The organism is Brucella tritici, from assembly GCF_008932295.1.
Taxonomy (GTDB): Bacteria; Pseudomonadota; Alphaproteobacteria; order Rhizobiales; family Rhizobiaceae; genus Brucella; species Brucella tritici.
Window position 1 is genome coordinate 56,692 of the sequence record NZ_WBWA01000018.1, and the last position, 24,629, is coordinate 81,320.

The following is a 24,629-nucleotide window of genomic DNA, read 5'->3' on the forward strand; positions in this document are numbered from 1 at the left end:
TTCCTCAAACTGTTGCCTGATATTGATGGATGACACCGGCATCAATCAACTCTGCCAGTCTGGCTTTATCGAATTGAAGAACGTCCTCCAGAATGGAGGTACTATCTTCACCCAACATTGGCGGCGCCTTATAGGAAGCATGTTTCTGTGCCTCCAATCCTTGTGCAGGGCGCACAAGAGAGACCGGCCCCAGATGTGGGCTTTCCAATGTTTGCACCACATTCCGTGCCACAACATTGGGACTTTCAAAAGCTTCTGGAACAGTTTTCACCTGCCCAGCAGGAACGCCCATCTTCAGACATTCAGCCATCCAATATTCGCGCGTTTGGGTGCGGAAACGCTCAGCCATCGGCGGTATCAGTTCGGAACGATTAAGCGCTCGCCCGCTTGCCGTCTTGAAACGATCGTCCGCTGCAAGTTCTGGCAGGCCAATGATCTTTTCGCAGAGGATTGCAAACTGGCGGTCGTTACCGACAGCGAGGGCAAAGGCACCATCGGAACACTCGAAAATCTGATAGGGCACCACAGTCGGATGGGCATTACCAAAACGTTTGGGAATATGCCCGCCATTCAGATGGGCACTACCAATATTGATAAGCGTATTGAGCGCGCATTCAAAAAGAGAAATATCGACAAACTGTCCGAGACCTGTGGTCTTGCGCTGATAAAGCGCTGCCAGAATGGATTGCGTTCCAACCATACCCGCCACGATATCGGTCATAGCAACGCCGATGCGCATCGGCTCGCCATCGGTTTGTCCGGTGATCGACATCAGGCCGCTTTCAGCCTGAACCACGAAGTCATAGCCGGGGCGGCGTGCTTCCGGGCCGGTTTGGCCATAACCGGATATTGAGCAATAGATGAGCCCGGGATTGAGCGCCTTCAAAGTCGCGTAATCAATTTTCAGACGTTCGACAGTTCCGGCACGAAAGTTCTCGACCACAACATCCGCCTGCTTGGCCAGTTCGTAAATTATGTTGAGACCTTCTGGCGACTTCAGATCGAGCGCCAGGCTTTTCTTGCCCCGGTTGGCACAGAGAAAATAGGTGCTTGCCCCTTTATAATTGGGAACCGACCACGCGCGCGTGTCATCACCGCCTTGAATATTCTCGATTTTCCAGACCTCGGCTCCAAGATCAGCAAGGCTCATCGTGGTCCAGGGACCGGCAAGAACGCGCGAAAGATCAAGAACCTTTATTCCAGCCAGCGGAAGGGCAGAGTTGTTATCGCCCATAACAGGAACCTCAAGTTCGTTCATTATTTTCAAGGTCACGTCCTTCTCAAACATCCGCGATAAGCGGCACCTGATAGTCAAAGTTAGTCACGGGAATTACTGAGGTGATCGCCATTCCTGCGGGAAGTGACACGCGACCGCGTGTCCGTCTCCCTGAAGCTGCAATTCCGGCCTGACTTCCGCGCAGATCGCTTCCGCCCTGAAGCAGCGGGTTCTGAACGGGCAACCGGATGGAGGATTGATCGGGCTCGGTACATCACCCTTGAGCAGAATTTGCTGCCGCTTCCGCTCAATGACCGGATCGGCAAGCGGAACCGCCGACATCAAAGCCTGCGTGTAAGGGTGCAGCGGTCGATTATAGAGTTCTCCAGCCGGAGCCTTCTCAACGATCCGCCCAAGATACATCACTGCAACCGTGTGCGAGATATGCCGCACGACAGACAGATCATGAGCAATGAAGATGTAGGACGTGCCGAACTCCGCCTGAATTTCCTGCAAGAGATTCAGCACCCCAGCCTGCACCGAAACGTCGAGCGCCGAGACAGGCTCATCGAGCACCATAACCTGCGGATTAAGCGCCAAGGCGCGCGCGATCACGACACGTTGCCGCTGGCCGCCTGACAACTCATGTGGATAACGCTTGCCGTGCTCCGGGTTAAGCCGCACCAGCCGCAGCATTTCCTGAACACGCTCTTTACGCTGCTGTTGCGAGAGATCACTGATACGAAGCGGCTCGGCGATGCTTTCTTCGATGCGCATACGCGGATGAAGTGAAGCAAACGGGTCCTGAAACACGAATTGCAGGTGCTTGCGTGCAGCCCGCATTTCTTTCGGCGAGAACTGCGCCACGTTCTGTCCCTGAAACAGAACCTCTCCGCTCGTCGGCTCGATCAGCCTGAGCAGGCAACGCCCGAGTGTGGATTTTCCGCAGCCGGATTCACCGACCAGACCAAGCGTCTCACCCTTGGCCAGATCAAACGAAATATCATCGACCGCCTTAACCTCAGCCACATCACGTTGAAAGATCGTGCCGCCTTTGATCGGAAATGATTTGCGAAGATTGCGGACCGAAAGAGCGGCATCCGACACGGAGGATGGAGCTGTTTGCGATGAAAAACTCTGGTTCATAGCGCGGCCTCGTTACTGACCGGTATGTCGGCCTTTCGTTGATATGCAGGCAGACTGTCGGCAAAGTGGCACGCCGATATGTGGCGTCCGAATTGCTGATATGTGGGAGCCGACGTCTTGCAGATTTCCTGTGCATGTGTGCATCGCGGATGAAACGCACATCCTTTGGGAAAAGCACCCAGAACAGGCGGCGCACCATCAATGGAATAGAGTTTGCCGCCGCTATCATTCAGTGTCGGGATCGAAGCGATCAGCCCGCGCGTATATGGATGACGAGGATTGTCGAAAAGTTCATAGACATCCGCTTCCTCGACCACTTCACCGGCATAGACAACGGCAACACGGTCAGCATGGCCCGCAAGGACACCAAGATCATGCGTGATGAGGATAAGTCCCAGACCAAGTTTATTCTGCAAGTCCCGCAACACTGCCATGATCTGCGCCTGAACCGTGACATCAAGTGCCGTGGTAGGTTCGTCCGCAATCAATAGGTCCGGATCATTAGCGACAGCCATGGCGATCATCACCCGTTGCCGCATCCCACCTGAAAACTCATGGGGGTATTGTCTCACACGCTGATCAGGTTGCGGAATGGAGACTAGCTCCAGCAACTCAATCGCCCGCGCCATAGCGGCTTTCCGATTGAGCTTTTTTTGATGAAGCTGCAAGGCTTCTATCAGCTGATCGCCAACCTTCATCACCGGATTGAGAGAAGACAGCGGGTCCTGAAAGATCATCGCAATTTTCGAGCCGCGAAGGCTCCGCATCTCACGCCGCGATTTACCAACCAGTTCTTCGCCCTGAAATGTAACCGAACCTGAAACCTTGGCATTGGGTGGCGTCAGGCCGATTGAGGCCAGCATCCCGATAGACTTGCCGGAACCAGACTCGCCAACGATACCCAGAACTTCGCGCCGCTTGAGTTCGAGATTGATACCTCTGACCGCGTCAAGCACCACACCATCGCGGCCAAAGCCGACACGCAGGTTTTCAACTCGGAAGAGACTGGCGTTCTCATTTGGATTTGTCATGTTGTTCTCCAATCACTTCGAACGCGGGTCGAAATAGTCGCGAAGACCATCGCCGATGAAATTGAAACCAAGAACGATCGTCAGGATTGCAAGGCCGGGACCCATGGCTATCCACCAGTTGTAGAAGTAGACTGCGCCTTCGGCGATCATGGAGCCCCATTCCGGCGTGGGTGGTGTTGCACCAAGGCCGATAAAGCTGAGCGATGCGGCAAGCAAAATGACCTGCCCCAGATCCATCGTCGCGCTGATCAATATGGGGGTCCAGCAGAGCGGCAGAATGTGCTTGAAGAGAACACGGGAGCCGCTGGCGCCAGATGCTATTGCCGCCTCCACATGCTCCCGCTCGCGCACTTCCAGCACCTGCGCCCGCATGAGGCGCGCATAGACAGGCCACCAAACAATGACCATGGCTATCGCAGCATTTTCGAGTCCGGGGCCGAGTGATGCAGCAACAGCCATTGCGAGAAGCATCGGAGGAAATGACAGCGTAATATCGACGAGCCGCATGATCGCCGAGCCAATCAAGCCGCCCTTATAGCCTGAGATAGCACCGGCCAGAGCACCAATGATAACCGCGCTCGCCACCACTACGAGGGCAATTGGCAGTGAATGTTTTGCACCGTAGAGCGTACGTGTCAGAACGTCTCTTCCGAGAGCATCCGTGCCAAGCCAATGCGACCAGCTTGGCGCCTGCAAGCGTCGTCCAACCATATCGAGCGGATCGTAGGGCGTCATGTGAGGCGCAAAGAATGTCGCAATGATCCAAAACGCTACGACTATAATCCCGATTGCGACCGGTAGGGTGAACCAGCGGGGTATTCTTATTCTAAGCTGACGCGATGGGGTGTTTACTACTGAAACCATCTGCTTTCCCCTAACCCAAACGCACGCGCGGATTGGCGAGAACATAGGCAACATCGGTGAGCAGGTTCGTTATCAGGAACATCACACCGCCGACGATGGTTACACCAATGATTGCTGGAAAATCCAGTGATCGCGCGGCCTCAACCGCATAAGATCCCATGCCAGGCCAGGCGAAAATTGTTTCGGTCAGCACGGCGCCCGTGATGAGATAAGCAAACGAATAGCTGATGACCGTCAGAACCGGCACAAGAATATTGCGCAGCGCGTGGCGGAACACCACCCGGAGTTCGCCAGCACCTTTGGCGCGTGCGGTGAGGATAAATTCACGCCCGATCACATCGAGCATATTGGCGCGTACGAGACGCGAAATCGTACCCGCGACGGTCCAGCCAAGCACCGTTGCCGGAAGAATCAGATGAGCGAGAGCATTTTTGAAAGCCGTGAGATCTCCCGCGAGCAGACTGTCGATTGTCATGAAACCCGTAACTGCGGCCGGCGGCGCCATGCGTGGGTCCAACCGCCCAGGTCCGGGTAGCAACTCAAACTGCACTGAAAAGACGAAGAGAACGGCAAGCCCCAGCCAGAAGACGGGCAAAGATGATCCCAGCAGCGCAAAAAGCCGCGCCACGTGATCGATGGCGCTGTCACGATAATAAGCCGCCAGAATACCGAGCAGAATACCGACAACAGAGCCTAGAATCATTGCCGACAAAACCAGCTCCATCGTGGCTGGCAACCGAGACATCAGGTCTGTGCTGACCGGGCGTTTCGTGACAAACGATGTGCCCATGTCGCCCGTCAGCAGGTTCTTGAGATAGATGACATAGCGTTCTGGAAGACTGCGATCGAGCCCCCATTTTGCTTTTGCCGCCGCCACAACTTCCGGATTGTTCATCTGCTGCTCGGCAACAATAGATGTAAGCGGGTCGCCCTTTGTGATTGTTGTGAGCGCAAAGGCCATGGTCACGATGCCCAGAACTAAAAATGGCATCGCAATGAGGCGCTTGAAGAGATAATTTGACATGCACGGTTCCCATTCTGGAAATCTGGCGCGGTTTTTGGTGCGTACTTGCACATAGTATTGACAAGCAAATTTGACGCCGTCAATATAATTGGAATTAAATTTCATTTTCTGTTGCGATATTCCTTTGAACTGAAACCGAGCACGCTCAGGAGACAACGTGAAGAAAAGAACGAAGCCCAGCTCATTGGACCTCGATAAAGACAGCGCTCAGGTTTCCAGCGCCCTGGTAAGGGGGCTTGAGATTCTGCGAAGCTTCACCCCGAATGATATTTCTTTAGGAAATCAGGAGCTTATTGATCGCACAGGCTTGCCGAAAGCTACCGTGTCGCGGCTGACACTCACCCTGGTCAATCTGGGCTACCTCAACTACGACGAGAATCTTGGGCGTTACAGTATCGGCCCTGCAACGATTGCTCTCGGCTATTCGGGCCTTAGCGCAAACGCCGTTGTCTATATGGCGATGCCGCTTATGAGAAAGCTCGCAGAGAAGACCGGCGTTGCTGTTGCAATGGGACTGCGTGAGCAACGCGAAATGGTCTATATCGCCAATGCGCGTTCGGAAAACCCGGTTTCTCTGCGTCTCAATGTTGGCTCGAGATTGCCCCTCTGGCGAACAGCCATGGGGCTTTCCTACTACGCGGGGATGGAAGAAACCCAGCGCGAAGCCCTGCTTGAACAGATGCTTGCAGCAGAGCCAGATCATGCGGAAAAAATTCGCCGCCTGACCAGCCACGCGCTTGAGGACTTTGCAAGAGACGGCTTCGTTGTTTCATGCGGTGACTGGTACAGTTACATTAACGCTGTTGGCGTTCCATTTCGCCCAACAGATGGCACCCAGCTTGTTGCAATTACCTGTGGCGGCATCACCGATATTGCACCACGCGGCGTCTGCTATGGCGAAATCGGACCAGCGCTCAAGCAACTGGCAATCGAGTTGCAAGAGCGTCTGATCGGCAAGATAGAAGCGCCCTCACCTTCCTTATCATAGTCATCCATAACGCGACGTCGCAGATTGTTGCAGGAAATCTCATGGCAACCGACATTCTCTATCCAAAAGTCAGTCTGGAAACGAATTCCGGCACAATCTCTCGTTGGCATGTGAAAGACGGTGATACAGTCAGCCAAGGACAGCTCCTTTTTGAAATAGACAACGATAAAACCGTTGTTGAGGTGGATGCGCCTCACAGTGGAATACTTAAAATTCTAAAGCCTTCGACATCAGATGAAATCGACGTCGGCCAGAGTGTGGCAAGCCTTTTTCTTGAAGGCGAAGCCATTTCCTCGGTCACTTCAAAACCCGCATCGGAACCCGCTGCCGTTTCGTTACCCCAAGCCACAAAGTCTTCGGAAACACCGGCGTTGGATATCCGTTCACACACCACACAAGCCGGCAGGACTGTAGCAACGCCACTTGCAAAACGTCTGGCCGGAAACGCTGGAATTGATCTTTCGCAGATCAACGGTAGCGGGCCGAGCGGGCGCATACAGAAGAAAGATGTTGTTGCGGCCATCGAAACGCAACAGCCCGCAGCAAGCAGCTCGTCCCAAACTATCAATGGTACTGAGCTGAACGCGGTATGGCTGCGCAAAGGAGAAGGAACGCCGATTGTCCTTCTGCATGGCTTTGCCTCGGATCATAATAACTGGCGTGGCTTGTTTGCCGGCACCCAATGGCAGCAACCCTTGCTGGCGATTGATCTGCCATCGCATGGTGCCTCACCGCTTCACGTTGTTGACGACATCGACGCAATTGCAGAACGCGTAGAAAAGACAATCCAACGGCTCAACCTCTCGCAAACGATTGTTGTCGGGCATTCTTTTGGCGCGGCAGTGAGCGCCCGACTGGCAGTCCGAGGGAATATCGATATCCGTGCGCTGGGATTGTTTTCACCAGCGGGTCTGGGGCCGGAAATCAATAATGGCTTTGTCGAGAACTTCGTTAAAGCCAAATCCAAAGAAAGCGTCATACCTTGGCTGCATGAACTTGTTCATGCAAGGGACGCAATTTCAGACGCCTTCATTTCAGCCGTGGTGCAACAGCGACAGAACCAGCCGCTGAATGACGCGATGAGCGCTTTTGCAAAACAGTTCTTTGCCGATGGAACACAAACCATATCAATCACGAACGACCTTGCATCGCTCGAAATACCGGTTCGAGTTGTCTTTGGAAAACAGGATCGCATCCTGCCTTTCAAACATAGTCGCAACCTACCAGACAATGTAGCGCTCCACGCTTTTGACGCCTGTGGACACATGCCTCATTTGGAAAAATGCGGCCTGTCGCTCCGTATCCTGCAAGAGCTTGCAAACTCTGTTCGCAACTAAAACATCATGGCAATAAAAAAGGCCGGAGATTTCTCTCCGGCCTTTTTTGTTTCATCTGCGATAGCTTATTTGGCGACTGAAATCTCAGCCAATGGCAGGTTGCAGCAAGCCGAATAGCGCACGCCGTTCACCTTGCTATTATATGCCAGAATGACGTCCGGGCTCAGCATCGGAATGATGACATTGGCAGCGGCCATTTTCTCACCAGCCTGGAACCAGACTTTATCAGCCTGATCGGCAGGCGCTTTAAGAGCATCGGCCATAACCTGCTGAATATCGCCGATCACGAATGACGGGTCACGCGCTTCACCGGCGCGCTTGGCCCAGAGGCTGCCCTTTGCCAGACCGAATGCATCGACATATTGCGATGTGCCATAGAAGTCAGGTGCATAATAGACGACAGTCAGCGGCGTGCCGTCACCATTCACCTTCTCACGCCACGTTGCAAAAGAAACAGGCTGCAGTTCAACCTTGATGTTTACCTTGGACAGATCCTGCTGGATCTTCTGCATCATCTGCGTGAAGTCGACGCCGTAGACGTTGAGATTTGGATAAGTCGCCTCAAGCTTGAAGCCATCTGGATGCCCTGCCTTTGCAAGCAGTTCCTTTGCCTTGTCGGGGTTGTATTCAGGTATCTTGTGATCAGAGCCACCCGGGAAGCCAATCGGAATGGCGGCACCAATCAGTTGGCCTTTGTCGCCCAGCATGAAATCGAGCAGGGTTTCACGATCGATTGCCGTGGAAATTGCCTCGCGTACTTCAGGTGTCAGCGGCACTTCGTTGGATTTTGCACCTGGTGAAAGTGCAATATAGATGAAGTTATAGGAGTGAATGGAATCGATCTTCACGTCGGGATTACGGATGGTCTTGGCAGTTTCCGGATCGATCTGCATGGCAATATCTGCAGAGCCATTTTCAAGCATCTGCGCCTGTGCAACCGCATCCTTCACCTGACGGATGACGACTTCCCCTACTTTCGGAGCCTGGCCCCAATATTTTTCATTCCGTTTCAGACGAAGTTCGGAATTGGGCTCGTAAGCAGCCAGAACGAATGGACCACTGCCAGCTGAATTGGCGAGAAACCAGGCTTCAGCATTGTCCTTTTCTGCAGCATCTTCGCCATTTACGGCCTTGGCTTCAGACGTAGCAACCTCACTATTGACGATGCCGAAATATGGCGAAGCCACAACATTGAAGAACTCCGAATTTGGCGCCTTGGTCTTTACGACCACCGTTGCCTCATCAGGCGTATCGATGGAAGCAATCGTATCTGCCAGAAATGAAGGGCTTGCCTTCACATTCTTGAGGCGCTCCCAGGACCACTTAACGTCCTTGGCTTCAACCTTTGAGCCATCCGAGAACACAGCTTTCGGATTTATCTTGAAGGTAAATTCGGTCTGATCGCCATTTGCAGTATAGCTCTCGGCGAGCACCGGCACGACCTTGTTATCTTTGTCGAGCGACAAGAGGCCTTCATAAACTGCCGAGTCATAAATCTGGCAGGTGTCGCAGAAGGTGCGATGCGGATCGAGCGAGTTGATGTCCATGTTGCGTGCGATCACAAGAGAATCTGCATTTTGCGCATAGGCTGCGGGAACCGCAGTCAGCAACGTCGCAGCCATCATCAGGCTTTTGAAATTCGTCATCAAAAGGCGGTTCAGCCCTGTTTTCCCATTTTTCATTTCGTTCCTCGTTTTTCTCTTCTTATGTTCAAACTCATCAGGCATTACGCGTGATTTTTTCCAGCGCCGCCCGAACCTTTTCCGACGACCCGAGAGCCGCCTTATTCAAGACCAGTGAAACCACAGGCGACGACAAACTGCCGGTCACATGGAGAATTTCATGGTCAAGATCGTTGAAGAAACGCCGCTGAATTTCAGCAGCCCAATGCCGTCCGAGCGAAAGCCCGCTCGCGACCTGCTCGGCAATCACTACACGGTTGGTCTTGGCTATAGACTGGCCGATAAGCTCCCAATCAATGCCCGTCATATCGAGGCTGCGCATGTCGATAATCTCGGCATCTATGCCGGATTCTTCCGCGGCTTTAACCGAGGCCTGTACCATCACAGATGTTGCAAGCACCGTACATGCCGAGCCTGATCTCACGATGCGGGCCTTCCCGAGAGGAATACAATAATCACGGTCTTCCTTGGGCACGAGGCTTTCACGCTGATAAAACTCAACATGCTCGATAATGGCCACAGGGTCATTTGACTTGAGCGCGCTGTTCATCAACCCGACATAGTCAAAGGCATTGGTAGGAGATACGACACGCCATCCCGGAAACATGGCAAACAATGCCGATGGATCACCCGAATGCTGTGAGCCGTAGCCAGTGTGCGGCGACACGCGAACGCGCAACACGATCGGCACGGGAAAACCATCGCCGAACATATGACGGACTTTGGAAATACCATTGGCAATCTGATCAGCCGCAACAAAGCAGAAGTCACCGAACATGATTTCCACAACCGGGCGCAGTCCCCGCAAGGCCGCTCCCAGCGCAACGCCCGTAAAACCATTTTCCGCAATCGGCATGGCGAGCACTCTTCCCGGAAACAGCTCAAGTGCGTTCTTGGTGAACCCGCTGACGCCACCGGCAAAACGGTGAACATCCTCACCCATGACGATGATTGTCGGGTCCTTCTCCATTGCCCGACCAAGAACATCGGACGCAGCCGCCGCAAAACGCACCTTCACAAGCTCGTCGGCGGAATAGTCCTCAATCTCGCTAAAGCGAGCATCAGAGAACTCCTGCCCGTCGCCAAGTATGCCTTCATCGACGCTTTCTGCTGAAGGCCATAGAGCATTAGGTATCCGCAGCACATTGCTACCGGGTGCTGTTTCGGTCAGGCGAGATCCTGCAGCCTGCACTGCAGCACTGACTTTCACGTCGATCTCGGCAAGCTCTGCATCGCTGGCAATGCCAAGCTCCTTCAAGCGCCGCTCTGCCTGCGCGATTGGATCACGGCGCTTCCACTCTTCTTCTTCTTCGCCTGTACGATAGCCGAAATCGCTCCCGGCCTTACTCCCGCTTTGATGAAGGTAGCGATAGCATTCCGCTTCAATAACGACCGGGCCGCCTTCTTCTTCAATGATCTGACAGGCATCACGCATTGCCTGATGAACAGCGACAACATCCATTCCGTCACACTCAATGCCAGGGAAGCCCAGCATTGGACCGCGCGACGCAATGCGTGTTTCGCGCGTGGCATCCTGAATGTGTGTCGATACCGCGTAGAGATTGTTTTCGACGTAGAAAATCACCGGCAAACGATAGAGTGCAGCGATGTTCATCGCTTCATAGGTAGCTCCCTGTAAGGAAGCACCATCGCCAAAGAATGCGACCGATATACCCTTTCTACCAAGCAGTTTATCGGCAAGCGCATAGCCGACGGCATGAGGAATGTTGCCCCCAACGATGGCACTTGTGCCTGCAATGCCGGATGCGGCATCGCGCATATGCATGGAGCCGCCACGACCACCGCAATAGCCGGGGTTAAGCCCCATAATCTCTGCCATCAAACGATACACGGCATCATTCATGTCGTCGGTAAAATCGGATTGAAGAATGTCGAAATCCGATGGCGTCTGTGCATTGATCAGCTTCGTCAGCACCTGGTGATGCGCACGATGTGTACCATTGATCTGGTCATTGGAACCGAGCATCGACATGGCGCCCACTGCTGCAGCTTCCTGCCCGATACTGGCATGAGCCGGACCATGAACCAGCCCCGCTTTCTCAAAGTCGAGTATTTTTTCCTCAAAGCGCCGGATGAGCTTCATCTGGCTATACCATTTCAGCAGATCACCGGCTTTTGCAGCGCGCCAGTCATCTTCCGTCACATTGAGCCGATACCAGGGCGCAGAAGGTTTCAGTTCAATTTTCTCGGCCATGATAAAGGTTCCCTAATTGCATTCTGCCAATGGCAGTTTCAGTTCTGCCCTGCGGCGCAGCCAAAGGCTGGCGCGATATCGCGGATCGCCAGTTCTCCCAAACATGCGATCCAGAATATGGACGACGATATCGGCTCCGATCCGGTCGCCCCATTCAAGCGGGCCATATGGATAGCCGAGTCCCAAACGCACGGCAGCATCGAGGTCATCGACTGATGCTATGTTTTGATGAACGATATCGGCTGCGATATTCACAATCATTGCCAGAACACGCTGGCAAACAGTTCCGCATGTATCTCCAACCAGCGATGCTTTGACTCCATCGGACTGCGCCAAAGCGAGAGCCTGTTGCCGCGTAAGGTCAGTTGCTCCCGGTGAAGCGACCAGCGTTCGGTGTCTGTCGATGCCAAATAGCGGATCAAAGCCAATGGTGTTGGCAGAGTTCAGACCTTCCCGCACAATTGCCGAGGTTAGATCATCACCGATCAAGCCGATCAGAACCAGCGCGCTCGCGCTTACATCATTGATGACTGGAACGCCTGCCTGCTTCGCGAGCTTATGCAGCGCCTTGTCAGGTGTATCGCCGATAATCGTCACCGATTTGGGCAGGCTCCGCGCGCCATCGCTTGCTACAGCTGTGGTGGCATCGTCTGAATAATCATAAAAGCCGCGGCCGCTTTTGCGTCCAAGCAGACCTGCATCAAGGCGCTGCCGTGTGATAACCGACGGACGATAACGGGGTTCGTGATAATACTGCCCGTAGATCGCTTCCATGACGGGATGCGACACATCAAGTCCCGTCAGATCAAGAAGCTCGAAAGGCCCCATGCGGAACCCGGCAGCATCCCGCAGAATTGCATCAATCGTAGTGAAATCGGCGATATTTTCCCGGATCATCGCAAGCGCTTCCGTGCCATAAGCACGACCAGCGTGGTTGACAATGAAACCAGGTGTGTCGGAAGCCATCACAGGTCGATGACCAATCCGCACAGCTAACTCTTTTAGAACATCAAGAACCCTGTCATCAGTCAGTGCAGCTTTGATCACTTCCACAACCCGCATTAGCGGAACGGGATTGAAAAAGTGAAATCCAGCTATACGCTGTGGACGTTGAGCTTTTCCGGCAATTGCAGTTACCGACAAAGACGATGTATTTGTCGCGATGATTGCTTCAGACGGGAGGCATTTTTCGAGAGCGGCGACCAACTCCCGCTTCACACCAATGTCTTCAAGCACAGCTTCTATGACAAGGTCGGCCACATCCAAATCGCCAAGAGCATCAACAGGCGTGATCCGATCAAGAACACCTGCAGCCGTATCTGAGTCCAGTTTCCCGCGCAAAACCCGGCTATCCAGGCGCTTTGCAAGCTCCTGTTTTGAAGCCTCGGCTTTTCCGGGAAATTGGTCGAATATATGAACAGTCAGGCCAGCCGCAGCCATGGTTTCGGCTATGCCGATCCCCATAATCCCGGCACCAACGATACCAACTCTATTGATAAGACTATATTGCTCCGACATCGCAGCCATACTAGCGCCCCTTGAACTGAGGCTTGCGTTTGGACAGGAAGGCGTCAATGCCTTCCCGCTTATCTTCCGTGTCGAAGAGAAGCTGGAACGCTTTACGCTCCAATCTCAGAGCCGTTTCAAGAGGTGCATCTTCGCCGTGAGTGACAGCCTCTTTGATTTGTTCCGCTGCAAGCGGTGGCATCAGGGCAATTTTTCCGGCGAGCTTTAGCGCTTCTTCCAACGCCTGCCCTTCGTCGGTCAATCGGCTGACGAGACCGTATCTTTCCGCGTCCACCGCCGAGATCATTTCTCCTGTCAGAGCAAGCAGCATGGTCTTATATTTGCCTATCGCGCGTAAAAGCCGTTGCGTACCTCCTGCGCCAGGCATCAATCCGAGCTTGATTTCCGGCTGACCGAAATTTGCTGTTTTTGATGCAACGATAATATCGGCGTGCATTGCAAGCTCACAACCACCGCCCAACGCATAGCCTTCCACGGCAGCGATCACAGGCTTGGGGCAACGAGCGAGGCTCTCCCAGTAACGATGAAGCCGCTGGGCGAGAATTTCTCCAGCACCAGTCTGTGCGAACACTTTAACATCTGAACCAGCGGCGAAATTTCCACCTTTGCCTGCAATGACGATAACCCGCGTTTCCGCATCACTTGCAAGCCGATCAACTGCTTCTGACAGTTTCTGGCGGATATCCATATTCAATGCATTGAGTGCTTCTGGACGATTGATTTCCAGTAAGGCCACACCTGCCGCCTGACGGCTTTCGATCACCACATCGGTAAGCTCGGTCATCCTCTCCCCAACTTCCCCTGAACCCATTCCAATCATGGCAAAACCACAAATGGAATTTAATTTCATTTTATATTGTCTCGAACTTTAATCTATGAAACATTCCCTTAGCAATAGGATATTTCTGCAAAACGCGACGTGTTTCATCTTTGTTGAAATCACCCGCGAAGGGGCACTTCATGATCCGCGACCCGGAGACCTTTCAATCACTGTTAGAAACGATCAGACGCTTTGTCAGAGAGCGGTTGATGCCCGTCGAAAGACAGGTGGAAGAAACAAACAGCATCCCCACCGATGTCATAGACGACATGCGTGCCATGGGCCTGTTCGGCCTCTCAATTCCTGAACAATATGATGGACTTGGGCTGACAATGGAGGAAGAAGTCCTCGTCGGTTTTGAGCTCGGCTACACCTCTCCGGCATTTCGTTCTGTCATCGGCACAAACAACGGTATCGGGTCGCAGGGGATTATCGCTGACGGCACCGACGCCCAGAAAACCTATTGGTTGCCAAGACTTGCCAGCGGAGAAATCATTGGCTCCTTCGCCCTGACAGAACCCGATGTGGGGTCCGATGCAGGTGCGGTCAAAACCACGGCTGTAAAAGACGGCGATGCTTACATTCTCAATGGCGTAAAACGCTTCATAACCAATGCGCCGATTGCTGGCGTATTCACGCTCATGGCACGAACAGGCGAAGCCGGACCTTCCGGCGTCACAGCATTTCTGGTTGACCGCAATTCACCCGGCCTCACCGTTGGTAAGGCGGACCATAAGATGGGACAACGCGGCACGCAGACCTGTGATGTCTATCTTGAGAATGTTCGTGTCCCTGCGGAAAACATCATTGGTGGTCTGGAAGGCCGTGGCTTCAAGACAGCAATGAAAGTTCTCAACCGTGGTCGGCTGCATATATCCTCCGTCTGCACAGGCATGGCAGAGCGATTGATTGATGAAGCCGTCGGCTTTGCCAAAGCCCGTGTTCAATTCGGCAAGCCCATTGCAGAACACCAGATGATACAGGCAATGCTGGCGGATATGAGCACCGAAGCCTATGCCGCACGATGCATGGTACTCGATTCAGCGCGTGCTTTCGATGATCGGGACCCCGCAATCATTCGCAAGGCAGCAAGCTGCAAACTCTATTGTTCTGAAATGGTGGGACGCGTCGCCGATCACGCCGTGCAGATACATGGTGGCTCCGGCTATATGCAGGACTATGCTGTCGAGCATTTCTATCGCGATGTGCGCCTGTTCCGTCTTTATGAAGGCACGTCACAAATTCAGCGGATCATCATCGCACGCGAAATGACGAGGGCTTAACCCATGGAAGTTACCGGCAAGAGCAAAATTCTTTTCGTTCTGGCACATCCAATCGGTCATGTGCGGGCAAGCCACGTCTTCAATACCCACTTCGATAAGACAGGGAAGAACGCAGCGGCGGTTCCCTTGCACGTTCATCCTGAAGATCTTGCACAAGTCACGCAATCCATTCGCAAAATGGGCAATGTAAGCGGCTTTGGTGTGACTATCCCACACAAGATCGCAATCATTCCACTTCTCGATGCTGTGACAGACGCAGCGCAAGAAATTGGTGCCGTCAATTTCGTGCGCCGGGAGGAAAGTGGTCGCCTTGTTGGTGACAATTTGGATGGCCCCGGCTTTATCGAAGGATTGCGCAGCAATGGTATCGAACCTAAAGGCATGTCTGTTTTGATGCTGGGAGCAGGCGGCGCCGGGCGTGCTGTGGGCTTTGGGCTGGCAAAGGCGGGCGCGCGTTCCTTGTAGATCGCCAATCGCGATACTGCAAAAGCTGCAGCACTCGCCACGGATATACAGTCGGCCTATCCAGACTGCTCATTTCAAAGCGGACCGGATCATAGCTCCCATTTCGATCTCATCGTCAATACGACTTCGCTTGGCATGGCCGAGCAAGACGAGCTTCCGCTTGATCTGACAGGAGTCTCGTCCGACACCATAATATCCGACATCATCGTCAATCCGCCAATGACGCGCTGGCTGGAATTGGCGCAAGCTAAAGGATGCAGGATCATCAATGGTGTCCCGATGCTTGATGCACAGATGGTTCTGGCATGCAAACATATGGGCATTTGAGTCGTGGTGATGAATTGATATATTCGACCGCTCGACAAGGATACGTCCGGCAATTGGAGCCTATTGATGAATGTTGTAAACGAACCGGACAACAGCTTGACTGAAACCGATGAAGCTATCGCGGAAGAAGCTCAGGCGGAATCTGGTGAGGTGTTGTCCAACACTGTTTACAATACGCTCAAATCGCAGCTAATGCAGGCGCAACTTCTTCCGCTGCAGCGGCTCAAGGTCCGCGATCTTGCGCGCTCGTTAGGAACATCTGAGACCCCTGTCCGTGAAGCTCTGATTCAGCTTTCGCGCGAAGGCGCCATCGAGATCAAGCCGCGCTATTACATCCGCGTGCGAAAGCTTTCAGCCGATGAATACGAAGAGATTCGTGCGATGCGTCTGGAACTTGAACCTATGGCGGCGGAGCGCGCATTGCCGCATATCACCGAAGACGACATTCTCCAGCTTGAAGACCTGCATAATAGGCTGATCGCTGCAGAAAAATGCGGCGACTGGCCTGAAGCATTGCAGACAAACTTCGATTTCCATTTCATCATCTATCGTCGTTCAGGCATGAAACATCTGATTGATGTGCTTGAAGCATTCTGGATGCGTATTGGTCCAATCCTGTCGGAACTCTATCCCAACGCTGTGCCTTCTTATGCCGGACCTCACCAGCACGAACAGGTTCTGGCAGCCTTGCGTGATCGAGACTCTTACGCTCTGCGCATGGCCATCCGCATGGACCTGATCGAAGGCGGAGCAGCTCTTGTCAGACATCTGAAATCGTCAGCCTATACAGATTGATCCAAACAAAAAGCCGACGCCACTCGGGCGCCGGCCTGACATTGCATTGGGACTTTGCTTATTCAGCAAGCCAGTTCTGCCAGCGCTCACGAAGCATGTTGCGGTTTTCACCAATCCATTTGAAATCCGGGACAAGCAGCAGCTTGTAGTTATCCGGCGACGTTGCGTAGTTCTTCTGCTCAGCTTCAGGCAGCAAAGCCACACCTTCTTTTGAATGGGTCGCGTAGTTTGCTGTCTTGATGAAGGCAGGATGGCCTTCTGCATGACCGTAGAAGTAATTGATAAACTTCAGCGCGCCTTCCGGATTAGGGGCATCTTTCAGGATAGCGAAATAGCCTGTATCCATCACTGCATCGTTCCAGCTTACATTGAATGGTGCGCCATCATTCATGGCGCTCAATGCTCTGCCGGAATAGGACATCGTCATGGCGACTTCCTGATCGCGCATGATCTGTGCCACCTGATTGCCAGTCTTCCACCACACGCTGATATGCGGCTTGATCTCGTCGAGCTTTTTATAGGCCCGGTCCAGATCCATCGGGAAAATCTTGTCGCGTGGCACGCCATCAGCGATCAGTGCGATAGCCGGCAACCACCAGTCACGATCACCGGTGTCCGGCAATCCGCGCGGGCCGGGAAACGTGTTCACATCCCAGAAGTCGGCCCATGTCTGAGGCACCTTGTCCTTGTAAACGGATGTGTCATAGGCCAGCAGCATGCCGCCCGTCGTTCTTGCAACACCCTTTTCCTTGCAGGAGCCTTCGACGCCTTTCGCTTCGACATTCGGTAGTTTCGAGCAATCCATCGTCAAAAGAAGATCAGCTTTGTCGACCAGATCGGGACCCGTTGCCGTAACAATATCAAACTCAAATTTGTTGGCGCGCTTCATGGCTTCGACACGCGCCCATTGATCCGGCACCTCAATATCAAACGGCACGACATCCGTGCCGCTTTCTTCCTTGAAAGGCCCGTAGAACTCTTTCTCGAGCGTCTGGCGCATCTGTCCGCCAGTCGTCGCATAAACAACGCTGTCAGCTTTGGCCACTATCGATCCGGCTGCAAGCAGCAACCCGGCGCACATCAGCAATCTGGTAGTTTTCTTGAACATGTTTCCCTCACTTCTATGGTTTTCTTATTCTTCAGACACAGCCTGCTGTGAACGCGTAGCAAGCGCGCGCAGCCCTGCGGCCCCCACCAGAACGATGATGGAAAGCAGCGTGAGCATCACGGCAATCGCTGGGATAATCGGTGTCAGATTCTGCTCGATATCATCGAACATCATGCGCGGCAGGGTCTTGTCGCGCACACCTGCGAGAAAGAACGAAATTACCGGTTCATCAAACGATATGACGAAGGCAAACAACGCGCCCGATAAAACATTCGGCCATATCAGCGGCAAGGTCACGGCGCGAAAAGCCAAAAAGCGATTGGCGCCACAACACATTGCCGCATCTTCCAAAGCGGGATCGACCTGCGAGAGCGCTGCTACAATCGTAAACACGCTGAAAGGCAATGCTATAATTGTGTGCGCAAAAACGTAACCGGCCGTTGTCTCTGTCAGTCCGACACTTTGAAACATCAGATAGAGCGCAATCGCCAAGGCGATATGCGGCACAACGATGGGGCCAATGAGCAAAGTCTGGAAAATGGTCGCGAGAGCACCCTTGCCGCGCACAATCGCATAGCTTGCACATAACCCAATAATTGCACTCGAAATCGCCGTGAAAAATGCAATTTTCGCGCTGAATGCCGTTGCGCTCATCCATTGTGCAGATTGAAAGAAGGCACCAAACCACTGCCACGTAAACCCGCGTGGCGGAAAGGTGATGTAATCCGTCTCACTAAACGCCATTGGCAGAATGATAAGGATCGGCACAACGAGAAAACACAGCACCAGATAGACATAGGCATTGAGGAGCAAATTGCGGCTGTTCATGCATTGCCTCCCATCATCCGGTTGAACTTGAACACACGACCGAAGACCAGCGAAACAGCCATCACCAGAAGTGTAAGAATCCCCACCAGTGCTGCTGCGAATGGCCAATCCAGTGTTTCACGCAGCTGCTGGGAGATCAGCGTCGCAATCATCATTTCTTTCGGCGAACCAAGCAGCGAAGGCGTGATGAAATAGCCAAGTGCGGTGAGAAAGGTTAGGATCATCCCGCCCATAACTCCCGGCAGGGTGAGCGGAAAAATGACCTCGAAAAAGGTTCGTATGGGGCCAGCGCCGAGGATGGCGGCAGCTCTCGCATAATCCCGCGGCACGTTGCGAATAGCGCCATAGATTGGCAGAACCACAAACGGCAGGAGAACATGCGTCATAGCAATGAGAACTGCGGTTTGGGTATAAAGCAGCTTCAGCGGCTGATCTATGAGGCCAAGTTGAAGCAAACCTTGATTGACCAATCCATTACGCTGCAAAAGCACTGCCCAGGCAGCGGTTCGCACCAGCACAGACGACCAGAACGGCAACAGGATACAGGCGGTTATAAATATTAGTTTTGGTCCGCTCGAATGCGCCATCAACCATGCAATGGGATAAGCCATCAGCAGCGCGATCACGCTGACCAACGCGGCAATCAAAACAGTGCGTCCCAGCACATTGAGATAAACCGGATTTGAGAAAACCCGCTGATAATTGTCCAACGAGACCGATGGCTCTGTCACGGATAAAGCGAGCAGACTGACCAACGGATAGATAAAGAACAGCAATAGCAACGAGAAGAATGGCAAAAGCAGAAGAAGCATTCCGCCTTTCGATAGCTTGCGCCCGTCTGGCTCAAAGAACATTTTCAACATCGGCTCAGCTCGCACGGGAATAGACGAGGCTTGCTTCGGAAGCAAAGCCCAATCGCAGCTTTTGTCCTGCGCCAATGTCAGGAACCGCTGCACTCGCCAGTCTTGCGCGCAGTTCTGTTCCGTCGGCCATTACCCCTAGAATAGCGGTGTCCGGACCGGCATAGATCACATCACGAACGGTGATTTCCAATCCCTGCTCCGCAGGAATTAAGCGTTCCGGACGAACTGCCATCAACGCATTGCCGGATTTGGCTCCCATGACATTTTCAGAGGGTATCGAAACCACGGTGCCGTCAGCGGCTTGCGCCTTGGCCCCATCCCACACGATCGGGATGAGGTTCATTTCACCGACAAAGCTTGCGGAAAACAGATTGGCGGGACGGTTGTAGAGTTCACGCGCGCTAGCAATTTGTTGGATATGCCCGCCTTGCAGGATAGCAACGCGATCCGCCATCGTCAGCGCTTCACTCTGATCATGGGTGACGAATACGATGGTCATGCCCAGTTCGGCATGAAGGCGCTTGATCTCGATCTGCATTTCTTCACGCAGATTTTTGTCCAGCGCCGACAAAGGCTCATCCATCAGAAGAACGCGCGGCGAATAGACAATAGCGCGAGCCAGCGCAACACGCTGCTGCTGCCCACCCGACAATTGCTTCGGGCTGCGATTGGCGAAATCGGCAAGTCGCACGCGTACAAGTGCCTCGCGGGCAATACGATGCCGTTCTTCTTTTGGCACCCCCCTTGTTTTAAGTGGGAAAGCCACATTATCGAGCACCGTCATATTGGGAAACAGCGTGTAATGCTGAAACACCATGCCGATATTGCGTTTATGCGGGGGTACGCGGGTATAATCGTTGCTTCCAAACAGAATACGCCCTTTGTCGGGGCGCTCGAACCCGGCCAGCATCATCAGGATAGTTGATTTGCCGGAACCCGATGGTCCCAGCAGGGCAAGGAACTCACCCGGCGCGATCTCCATATCTAGACCGTCTACCGCTGTGTGGCTCCCATAATTTTTAGTCACTCCCTGAATGCTAATACCCAGCCCGGAATCGGGCGTGCTCTTCTGGCTAGCCATGCTTTCCCCTGACGTTTTTGTTGTTGGCAGAGCTTAACCCGCATTTCGCATTCATGTCTATAATGATATATCAAATTTATCGATCAAAATAACAGAACCCGATTTTCCGCACTGTTCTGCCTAGTATCTCCCTCCGATCATGCTGCAGAATGCCCGAATTCTCTCACCAGTGACGCCAAAACCCCTCGCTGCGGCAATATTTATCTCAGTTATTGGAATCACCCTTGACATATCATCGCTACACGGATCATTTTTGATATATCATAATTTGAGGTGATGAACGTAAAAGCGTCGTCAAATGGGAGACTATCAATGCCTGCGCATTCCACTTCGGCCCAAACCCTGAGCGAACACAATCCAGACGCAGAGCTTCGTGCACGCGCAGAACGTGTGATCCCTAACGGCATGTGGGGACATCAGCGCGCAGCGTCGCTTCCAGAGGGATATCCGCAGTATTTCGCATCAGGCGAAGGCGCGCATGTTACGGATGTCAACGGCAACAGCTATATTGATTTCATGTGTGCTTGGGGTCCCATCATTCTGGGTCACCGCCATGCGCAGGTGGACGCGGCTGCACTCAGCCAGATAGAGGCAGGCGATTGCCTCAATGGTCCAACAGCGCACGCTGTTGAACTTGCAGAGCTGCTCGTTGAAACAGTCCCCCATGCCGACTGGGCATTGCTGCAGAAGAACGGCACCGACGCCACGACCAGCTGCGTAACAATCGCACGTGGCGCAACCAAACGCCGCAAGGTGCTCGTCGCAAAGGGCGCCTATCACGGCGCTGTGCCATGGTGTACGCCATCACTGGTCGGCGTAACGGCCGAAGATCGTGCTCACCTCGTCCACTATGTTTACAACGACGTTGAAAGCCTCACTGCCGCCGCAAAACAGGCCGGTGACGATCTGGCTGCGATCATTGTCTCCGCCTTCAAGCACGACCTTGCCATCCCACAGGAACTTCCCTCCACAGAATTCGCCAAGACGGCACGCGCCCTTTGCGATGCGGCGGGTGCGGCGCTCATTCTTGATGATGTGCGTGGCGGCTTCCGCCTTGATCTGGGTGGAAGCTGGCGCGGAACCGGCGTTGAGCCGGACCTTGCTGCTTATTCCAAGGCAATCGCCAATGGTTATTCGCTTGCAGCAGTCACCGGAACCAACCGTTTCCGTGAATCTGCAGGACAAGCTTACATGACTGGTTCCTTTTGGTATGCCGGTGCATCCATGGCCGCTGCGGTTGCCACCATCAAGGAACTGAAGCGTATTGATGGACCTGCACGCATGAAACATGCGGGCGAACGCCTGCGCACCGGCCTTGATGCTCAGGCACGCGCACATGGTTTTGAGCTGCTGCAAACCGGACCTGCCGCAATGCCGCTGGTGCAATTTGTCGGCGATATGGATGCACAGCTTGGCGCACGTTTCTGTCGCGAAGCGCTGAACCGCGGCGTTTACCTGCACCACAAGCACAACATGTTCATCTCCTGCGCACACACGGATGCGGTGATCGACGACGCTCTTTCCCGGACGGAAGACGCTTTCAAGGCAATCTCCACCCGGTAAGGAAAAAGCGTGAGTGAACAGCCGGGCGACGAAAGGGATAACCTTTCAGACATTGTGTACCAGCAGCTCAAATCAGGGCTGCTGCGGGCACAGTTCAAACCGCATCAGCGATTCAAGGTTCGTCAACTGGCTCAAGATCTGGGCACATCGGAGACACCTGTTCGCGAAGCGCTCATGCAGTTGTCACGCGAAGGCGCGATTGAAATCAAACCGCGCTTTTATATTCGTGTACGACGTTTAACGCTGGCTGAGTACAATGAAATCCGCGCGATGAGGCTCGTTCTGGAGCCTCTCGCAGCCGAACATGCGCTGACAAACATATCCGATGAAACCATCACCAGACTGGAAACCATTCATCAGCATCTGACCGAAGCCGAGCGCATGGAAGATTGGCGCGCGGCCCTGCAGATAAATTCGGATTTCCATTTCACGCTCTACAAACAAAGCCAGATGGCACATCTGATAGATGTGCTTGAAAGTCTCTGGATCAGGGTCGGCCCACTTGTTTCAGAGCTCTATCCAACGGCAAAACCGAGCTATCCCGGACGCCACCAGCACGAGAAAATTTTAACGGCGCTCAGCAACCGCGACAGCTATGCGTTACGCCTCGCCGTCCAACTCGACCTCATCGAAGGAGGCGCTGCCCTTTTGAAGCGCCTTCAGCAATACGAACAAGACAACCCCTGCGATGCCGATCGTTCAGCATTGAACAGCAATCAGAATTTTTGATTCAAGGAGGAAGCTCACAATGTCCCGCGACAAGTTCAATTTTCCCGAAATGGGGCCGCATGCGATCAAGCCATGGGCGGTTCGCAAAGGCTTTGCGGACGAGCACTTTCTTTCAGACTATCGCTATCAGTTTCCACGTGAAGACCCTGCTCTGCCCGAAGTTTTCGTCTACACGGAGAAGATGTCTTACGACCCCGGTGAAACGGTCGAGTTTCATGGTTCCACCACAGCCAAAACGTGGTCGATCCAGATATATCGGGACGGCCACGAACCTCAGATGATGGATGAGGCTTTCGACCTTCCAGGCAGCTTCACCAAAACATCAGAAACGGCCTATATGGACGGCTGCGACTGGCCAGTTCTTTATAGCTGGAAAATTCCCGACGATGCGCGCTCGGGCTTCTATCGCGTTGTCTCGACATGTATGCGCCCCGATGGCGAGCGCTTCGTTCAACATCATTTCGTTGTGGTCCGCCCGACGAAGAAGACCCGTTCGGGCCGCATTCTCCTCATGTTCGCAACTGGCACCTGGATGGCTTACAATGACTGGGGCGGCGCGAACCACTATTTCGGAACATGGGGTCCAAATAAGAATGAAGGCTCGCCGATCTTGAGCCTGCGTCGTCCATGGTCGAAAGGCATGATCTGGCTGCCGCAGGGGGCTGCGCGCGTTTGTAACCCGGTCTGGCAGGACATGGGCGATGCGACCCGATACCCATCCAAGGAGTGGGGCTATACGATGGGGTTCTCGCAATATTATTCGTCTGCGGGCTACGCCCAGTATGAGCGCTATTTCGTAACCTGGGCTGAAGCAGCGGGCTATCAGATCGACTATATAACCCAGACCGATCTCCACTATAATCCCAGCATCCTTGATGATTACAATTGTCTGGTCACTGTTGGCCATGATGAATATTGGTCATGGGACATGCGCAAAACCGTCGAGGATTTCGTCGCTCGCGGCGGGCATCTCGCACGTTTTGGCGGCAACTTCCTCTGGCAGATCCGTCTTGAGAACGATGGTCAGACACAGGTTTGCTGGAAAACCAAAGCGCCTACGCAAGACCCCATTATGCAAACCGATCAGAAACACCTATGCACTGCGAACTGGGCAAGTGGTGCGGTTAACTGGCCGGGGGCTTCGACTGTCGGTGTTAACGGTGAAAACGGAATGTATGGCAGCTGGGGTGGTTTCTCTCCCCGTGGCTCTCGCGGGCTCACCGTCTACCAACCAGAGCATTGGATCTTCGAAGGCACGCATCTGCGCTATGCAGATATCTTTGGTCACGAAGCCCAGATCTTCGGTTATGAGGTCGACGGGCTCAATTACTCATTCAAGAACGGCTTCCCCTATGCCGTTGAAGAGCACGGTGTGCCGACCGAAAAGATCGAAATTCTCGCCATGACGCCAGCATCGATCTACGAATATGAACTCGACGGTCAGGGACATCGTTACTATGTTCGCGATAGCGATCTGCAGGGCATCTGCGAAATGGCGCCTGATGGTTATGAAGCGGCGCGCAAACGCCTGGCACATGGTGCGGGTATGCTCGTTTCCATGAAGCAAGGTGACGGTGAAGTGGTAACTGCCGGGCTTTGTGAATGGGTAATGGGCCTCAAGCGCAACTGCGCCTATACCACCACCATTACCCGCAATGTGCTGGACCGGTTTCAGGAAACGGGACCTTCCCGCGCCTGATCCATAATGCAAATCAGGCCCGAATTTTCATTCGGGCC

The 24,629-nt window shown here is 53.5% G+C and carries 22 protein-coding genes; 9 read left to right on the plus strand and 13 right to left on the minus strand.

The window, feature by feature from the left end; genetic code table 11:
- Window positions 1–4 precede the first annotated feature (4 nt).
- The 5 genes from F9K91_RS17335 to F9K91_RS17355 form a co-directional block, all read right to left on the minus strand.
- Window positions 5–1,258: a CaiB/BaiF CoA transferase family protein gene (locus F9K91_RS17335; RefSeq protein WP_151678337.1), complete on the minus strand. Its 1,254-nt coding sequence runs from the start codon at window positions 1,256–1,258 to the stop codon at window positions 5–7.
- A gap of 72 nt (window positions 1,259–1,330) precedes the next feature.
- Entirely contained in the window at window positions 1,331–2,362 is a 1,032-nt protein-coding gene (locus tag F9K91_RS17340; protein ID WP_151678311.1) for an ABC transporter ATP-binding protein, read from the minus strand.
- Window positions 2,359–3,393: an ABC transporter ATP-binding protein gene (locus F9K91_RS17345; RefSeq protein WP_151678312.1), complete on the minus strand. Its 1,035-nt coding sequence runs from the start codon at window positions 3,391–3,393 to the stop codon at window positions 2,359–2,361. Before F9K91_RS17345 ends, F9K91_RS17340 begins: the two co-directional genes overlap by 4 nt.
- A gap of 12 nt (window positions 3,394–3,405) precedes the next feature.
- Complete coding sequence (locus F9K91_RS17350; RefSeq protein WP_151678313.1) at window positions 3,406–4,257, minus strand: ABC transporter permease; 852 nt, start codon at window positions 4,255–4,257, stop codon at window positions 3,406–3,408.
- Between the two features lie 10 nt (window positions 4,258–4,267).
- Window positions 4,268–5,281: an ABC transporter permease gene (locus F9K91_RS17355; RefSeq protein ID WP_151678314.1), complete on the minus strand. Its 1,014-nt coding sequence runs from the start codon at window positions 5,279–5,281 to the stop codon at window positions 4,268–4,270.
- A 157-nt stretch (window positions 5,282–5,438) separates the two neighbouring features.
- Here F9K91_RS17355 and F9K91_RS17360 point away from each other — a divergent pair, with 157 nt between their 5' ends.
- Both F9K91_RS17360 and F9K91_RS17365 read left to right on the plus strand, forming a co-directional pair.
- Entirely contained in the window at window positions 5,439–6,269 is an 831-nt protein-coding gene (locus F9K91_RS17360; protein WP_151555559.1) for an IclR family transcriptional regulator, read from the plus strand.
- 41 nt (window positions 6,270–6,310) lie between these two features.
- On the plus strand, window positions 6,311–7,606 hold the full coding sequence (locus F9K91_RS17365; RefSeq protein WP_151678315.1) for an acetoin dehydrogenase dihydrolipoyllysine-residue acetyltransferase subunit: 1,296 nt from the start codon (window positions 6,311–6,313) through the stop codon (window positions 7,604–7,606).
- A 65-nt stretch (window positions 7,607–7,671) separates the two neighbouring features.
- Here F9K91_RS17365 and F9K91_RS17370 read toward each other — a convergent pair whose 3' ends face one another.
- The 4 genes from F9K91_RS17370 to F9K91_RS17385 form a co-directional block, all read right to left on the minus strand.
- Complete coding sequence (locus tag F9K91_RS17370; protein ID WP_151678338.1) at window positions 7,672–9,231, minus strand: ABC transporter substrate-binding protein; 1,560 nt, start codon at window positions 9,229–9,231, stop codon at window positions 7,672–7,674.
- A gap of 94 nt (window positions 9,232–9,325) precedes the next feature.
- Window positions 9,326–11,503, minus strand: a complete 2,178-nt coding sequence (locus tag F9K91_RS17375) for a dehydrogenase E1 component subunit alpha/beta (protein ID WP_151678316.1) — start codon at window positions 11,501–11,503, stop codon at window positions 9,326–9,328.
- A gap of 12 nt (window positions 11,504–11,515) precedes the next feature.
- Complete coding sequence (locus F9K91_RS17380) at window positions 11,516–13,030, minus strand: 3-hydroxyacyl-CoA dehydrogenase (protein WP_151678317.1); 1,515 nt, start codon at window positions 13,028–13,030, stop codon at window positions 11,516–11,518.
- A 1-nt stretch (window position 13,031) separates the two neighbouring features.
- On the minus strand, window positions 13,032–13,880 hold the full coding sequence (locus F9K91_RS17385) for an enoyl-CoA hydratase (RefSeq protein WP_151678318.1): 849 nt from the start codon (window positions 13,878–13,880) through the stop codon (window positions 13,032–13,034).
- A 110-nt stretch (window positions 13,881–13,990) separates the two neighbouring features.
- On the opposite strand from F9K91_RS17385, the gene F9K91_RS17390 reads away from it, so the two are divergent.
- The 4 genes from F9K91_RS17390 to F9K91_RS17400 all read left to right on the plus strand — a co-directional run bounded on the left by F9K91_RS17390 (window position 13,991) and on the right by F9K91_RS17400 (window position 16,720).
- Complete coding sequence (locus tag F9K91_RS17390) at window positions 13,991–15,133, plus strand: acyl-CoA dehydrogenase family protein (protein WP_151678319.1); 1,143 nt, start codon at window positions 13,991–13,993, stop codon at window positions 15,131–15,133.
- A 3-nt stretch (window positions 15,134–15,136) separates the two neighbouring features.
- On the plus strand, window positions 15,137–15,598 hold the full coding sequence (locus tag F9K91_RS26370) for a shikimate dehydrogenase family protein (RefSeq protein ID WP_235913144.1): 462 nt from the start codon (window positions 15,137–15,139) through the stop codon (window positions 15,596–15,598).
- Between the two features lie 135 nt (window positions 15,599–15,733).
- Window positions 15,734–15,925 (plus strand): Rossmann-fold NAD(P)-binding domain-containing protein, encoded by a 192-nt coding sequence (locus tag F9K91_RS26375; RefSeq protein ID WP_235913156.1) that lies wholly within the window; start codon window positions 15,734–15,736, stop codon window positions 15,923–15,925.
- A gap of 66 nt (window positions 15,926–15,991) precedes the next feature.
- Window positions 15,992–16,720 (plus strand): GntR family transcriptional regulator, encoded by a 729-nt coding sequence (locus F9K91_RS17400; protein ID WP_235913166.1) that lies wholly within the window; start codon window positions 15,992–15,994, stop codon window positions 16,718–16,720.
- A 58-nt stretch (window positions 16,721–16,778) separates the two neighbouring features.
- Here the strand turns inward: F9K91_RS17400 and F9K91_RS17405 are convergent, their stop codons facing one another.
- From F9K91_RS17405 to F9K91_RS17420, 4 genes are read right to left on the minus strand one after another with little or no spacing between them, the layout of a single operon-like run.
- Entirely contained in the window at window positions 16,779–17,828 is a 1,050-nt protein-coding gene (locus F9K91_RS17405; protein WP_151678320.1) for an extracellular solute-binding protein, read from the minus strand.
- A gap of 24 nt (window positions 17,829–17,852) precedes the next feature.
- Window positions 17,853–18,656, minus strand: coding sequence for an ABC transporter permease (locus tag F9K91_RS17410; RefSeq protein WP_007878229.1), 804 nt, complete (start codon window positions 18,654–18,656; stop codon window positions 17,853–17,855).
- Window positions 18,653–19,519: an ABC transporter permease gene (locus F9K91_RS17415; RefSeq protein WP_007878228.1), complete on the minus strand. Its 867-nt coding sequence runs from the start codon at window positions 19,517–19,519 to the stop codon at window positions 18,653–18,655. Before F9K91_RS17415 ends, F9K91_RS17410 begins: the two co-directional genes overlap by 4 nt.
- Before the next feature lie 4 nt (window positions 19,520–19,523).
- Window positions 19,524–20,600: an ABC transporter ATP-binding protein gene (locus F9K91_RS17420; protein WP_151678321.1), complete on the minus strand. Its 1,077-nt coding sequence runs from the start codon at window positions 20,598–20,600 to the stop codon at window positions 19,524–19,526.
- A 312-nt stretch (window positions 20,601–20,912) separates the two neighbouring features.
- On the opposite strand from F9K91_RS17420, the gene F9K91_RS17425 reads away from it, so the two are divergent.
- Genes F9K91_RS17425 through F9K91_RS17435 form a run of 3 tightly spaced genes read left to right on the plus strand, consistent with a single transcriptional unit; the run spans window position 20,913 to window position 24,591 of the window.
- Window positions 20,913–22,163 (plus strand): aminotransferase class III-fold pyridoxal phosphate-dependent enzyme, encoded by a 1,251-nt coding sequence (locus tag F9K91_RS17425; protein ID WP_151678322.1) that lies wholly within the window; start codon window positions 20,913–20,915, stop codon window positions 22,161–22,163.
- A gap of 9 nt (window positions 22,164–22,172) precedes the next feature.
- The gene (locus F9K91_RS17430) at window positions 22,173–22,892 is read left to right on the plus strand and encodes a GntR family transcriptional regulator (RefSeq protein ID WP_151678323.1); all 720 of its coding nucleotides are present in this window, start codon (window positions 22,173–22,175) and stop codon (window positions 22,890–22,892) included.
- Between the two features lie 19 nt (window positions 22,893–22,911).
- On the plus strand, window positions 22,912–24,591 hold the full coding sequence (locus F9K91_RS17435; protein WP_151678324.1) for a N,N-dimethylformamidase beta subunit family domain-containing protein: 1,680 nt from the start codon (window positions 22,912–22,914) through the stop codon (window positions 24,589–24,591).
- The last annotated feature ends 38 nt before the right edge of the window (window positions 24,592–24,629 follow it).

Coding starts and splice junctions, on each gene's coding strand:
- F9K91_RS17335 (WP_151678337.1), bottom strand. CDS start 1,258: ATGAACGAACTTGAGGTTCCTGTTATGGGCGATAACAACTCTGCCCTT.
- F9K91_RS17340 (WP_151678311.1), bottom strand. CDS start 2,362: ATGAACCAGAGTTTTTCATCGCAAACAGCTCCATCCTCCGTGTCGGAT.
- F9K91_RS17345 (WP_151678312.1), bottom strand. CDS start 3,393: ATGACAAATCCAAATGAGAACGCCAGTCTCTTCCGAGTTGAAAACCTG.
- F9K91_RS17350 (WP_151678313.1), bottom strand. CDS start 4,257: ATGGTTTCAGTAGTAAACACCCCATCGCGTCAGCTTAGAATAAGAATA.
- F9K91_RS17355 (WP_151678314.1), bottom strand. CDS start 5,281: ATGTCAAATTATCTCTTCAAGCGCCTCATTGCGATGCCATTTTTAGTT.
- F9K91_RS17365 (WP_151678315.1), top strand. CDS start 6,311: ATGGCAACCGACATTCTCTATCCAAAAGTCAGTCTGGAAACGAATTCC.
- F9K91_RS17370 (WP_151678338.1), bottom strand. CDS start 9,231: ATGATGGCTGCGACGTTGCTGACTGCGGTTCCCGCAGCCTATGCGCAA.
- F9K91_RS17375 (WP_151678316.1), bottom strand. CDS start 11,503: ATGGCCGAGAAAATTGAACTGAAACCTTCTGCGCCCTGGTATCGGCTC.
- F9K91_RS17380 (WP_151678317.1), bottom strand. CDS start 13,030: ATGGCTGCGATGTCGGAGCAATATAGTCTTATCAATAGAGTTGGTATC.
- F9K91_RS17385 (WP_151678318.1), bottom strand. CDS start 13,880: ATGAAATTAAATTCCATTTGTGGTTTTGCCATGATTGGAATGGGTTCA.
- F9K91_RS17390 (WP_151678319.1), top strand. CDS start 13,991: ATGATCCGCGACCCGGAGACCTTTCAATCACTGTTAGAAACGATCAGA.
- F9K91_RS26370 (WP_235913144.1), top strand. CDS start 15,137: ATGGAAGTTACCGGCAAGAGCAAAATTCTTTTCGTTCTGGCACATCCA.
- F9K91_RS26375 (WP_235913156.1), top strand. CDS start 15,734: ATGGCCGAGCAAGACGAGCTTCCGCTTGATCTGACAGGAGTCTCGTCC.
- F9K91_RS17400 (WP_235913166.1), top strand. CDS start 15,992: ATGAATGTTGTAAACGAACCGGACAACAGCTTGACTGAAACCGATGAA.
- F9K91_RS17405 (WP_151678320.1), bottom strand. CDS start 17,828: ATGTTCAAGAAAACTACCAGATTGCTGATGTGCGCCGGGTTGCTGCTT.
- F9K91_RS17410 (WP_007878229.1), bottom strand. CDS start 18,656: ATGAACAGCCGCAATTTGCTCCTCAATGCCTATGTCTATCTGGTGCTG.
- F9K91_RS17415 (WP_007878228.1), bottom strand. CDS start 19,519: ATGTTGAAAATGTTCTTTGAGCCAGACGGGCGCAAGCTATCGAAAGGC.
- F9K91_RS17420 (WP_151678321.1), bottom strand. CDS start 20,600: ATGGCTAGCCAGAAGAGCACGCCCGATTCCGGGCTGGGTATTAGCATT.
- F9K91_RS17425 (WP_151678322.1), top strand. CDS start 20,913: ATGCCTGCGCATTCCACTTCGGCCCAAACCCTGAGCGAACACAATCCA.
- F9K91_RS17435 (WP_151678324.1), top strand. CDS start 22,912: ATGTCCCGCGACAAGTTCAATTTTCCCGAAATGGGGCCGCATGCGATC.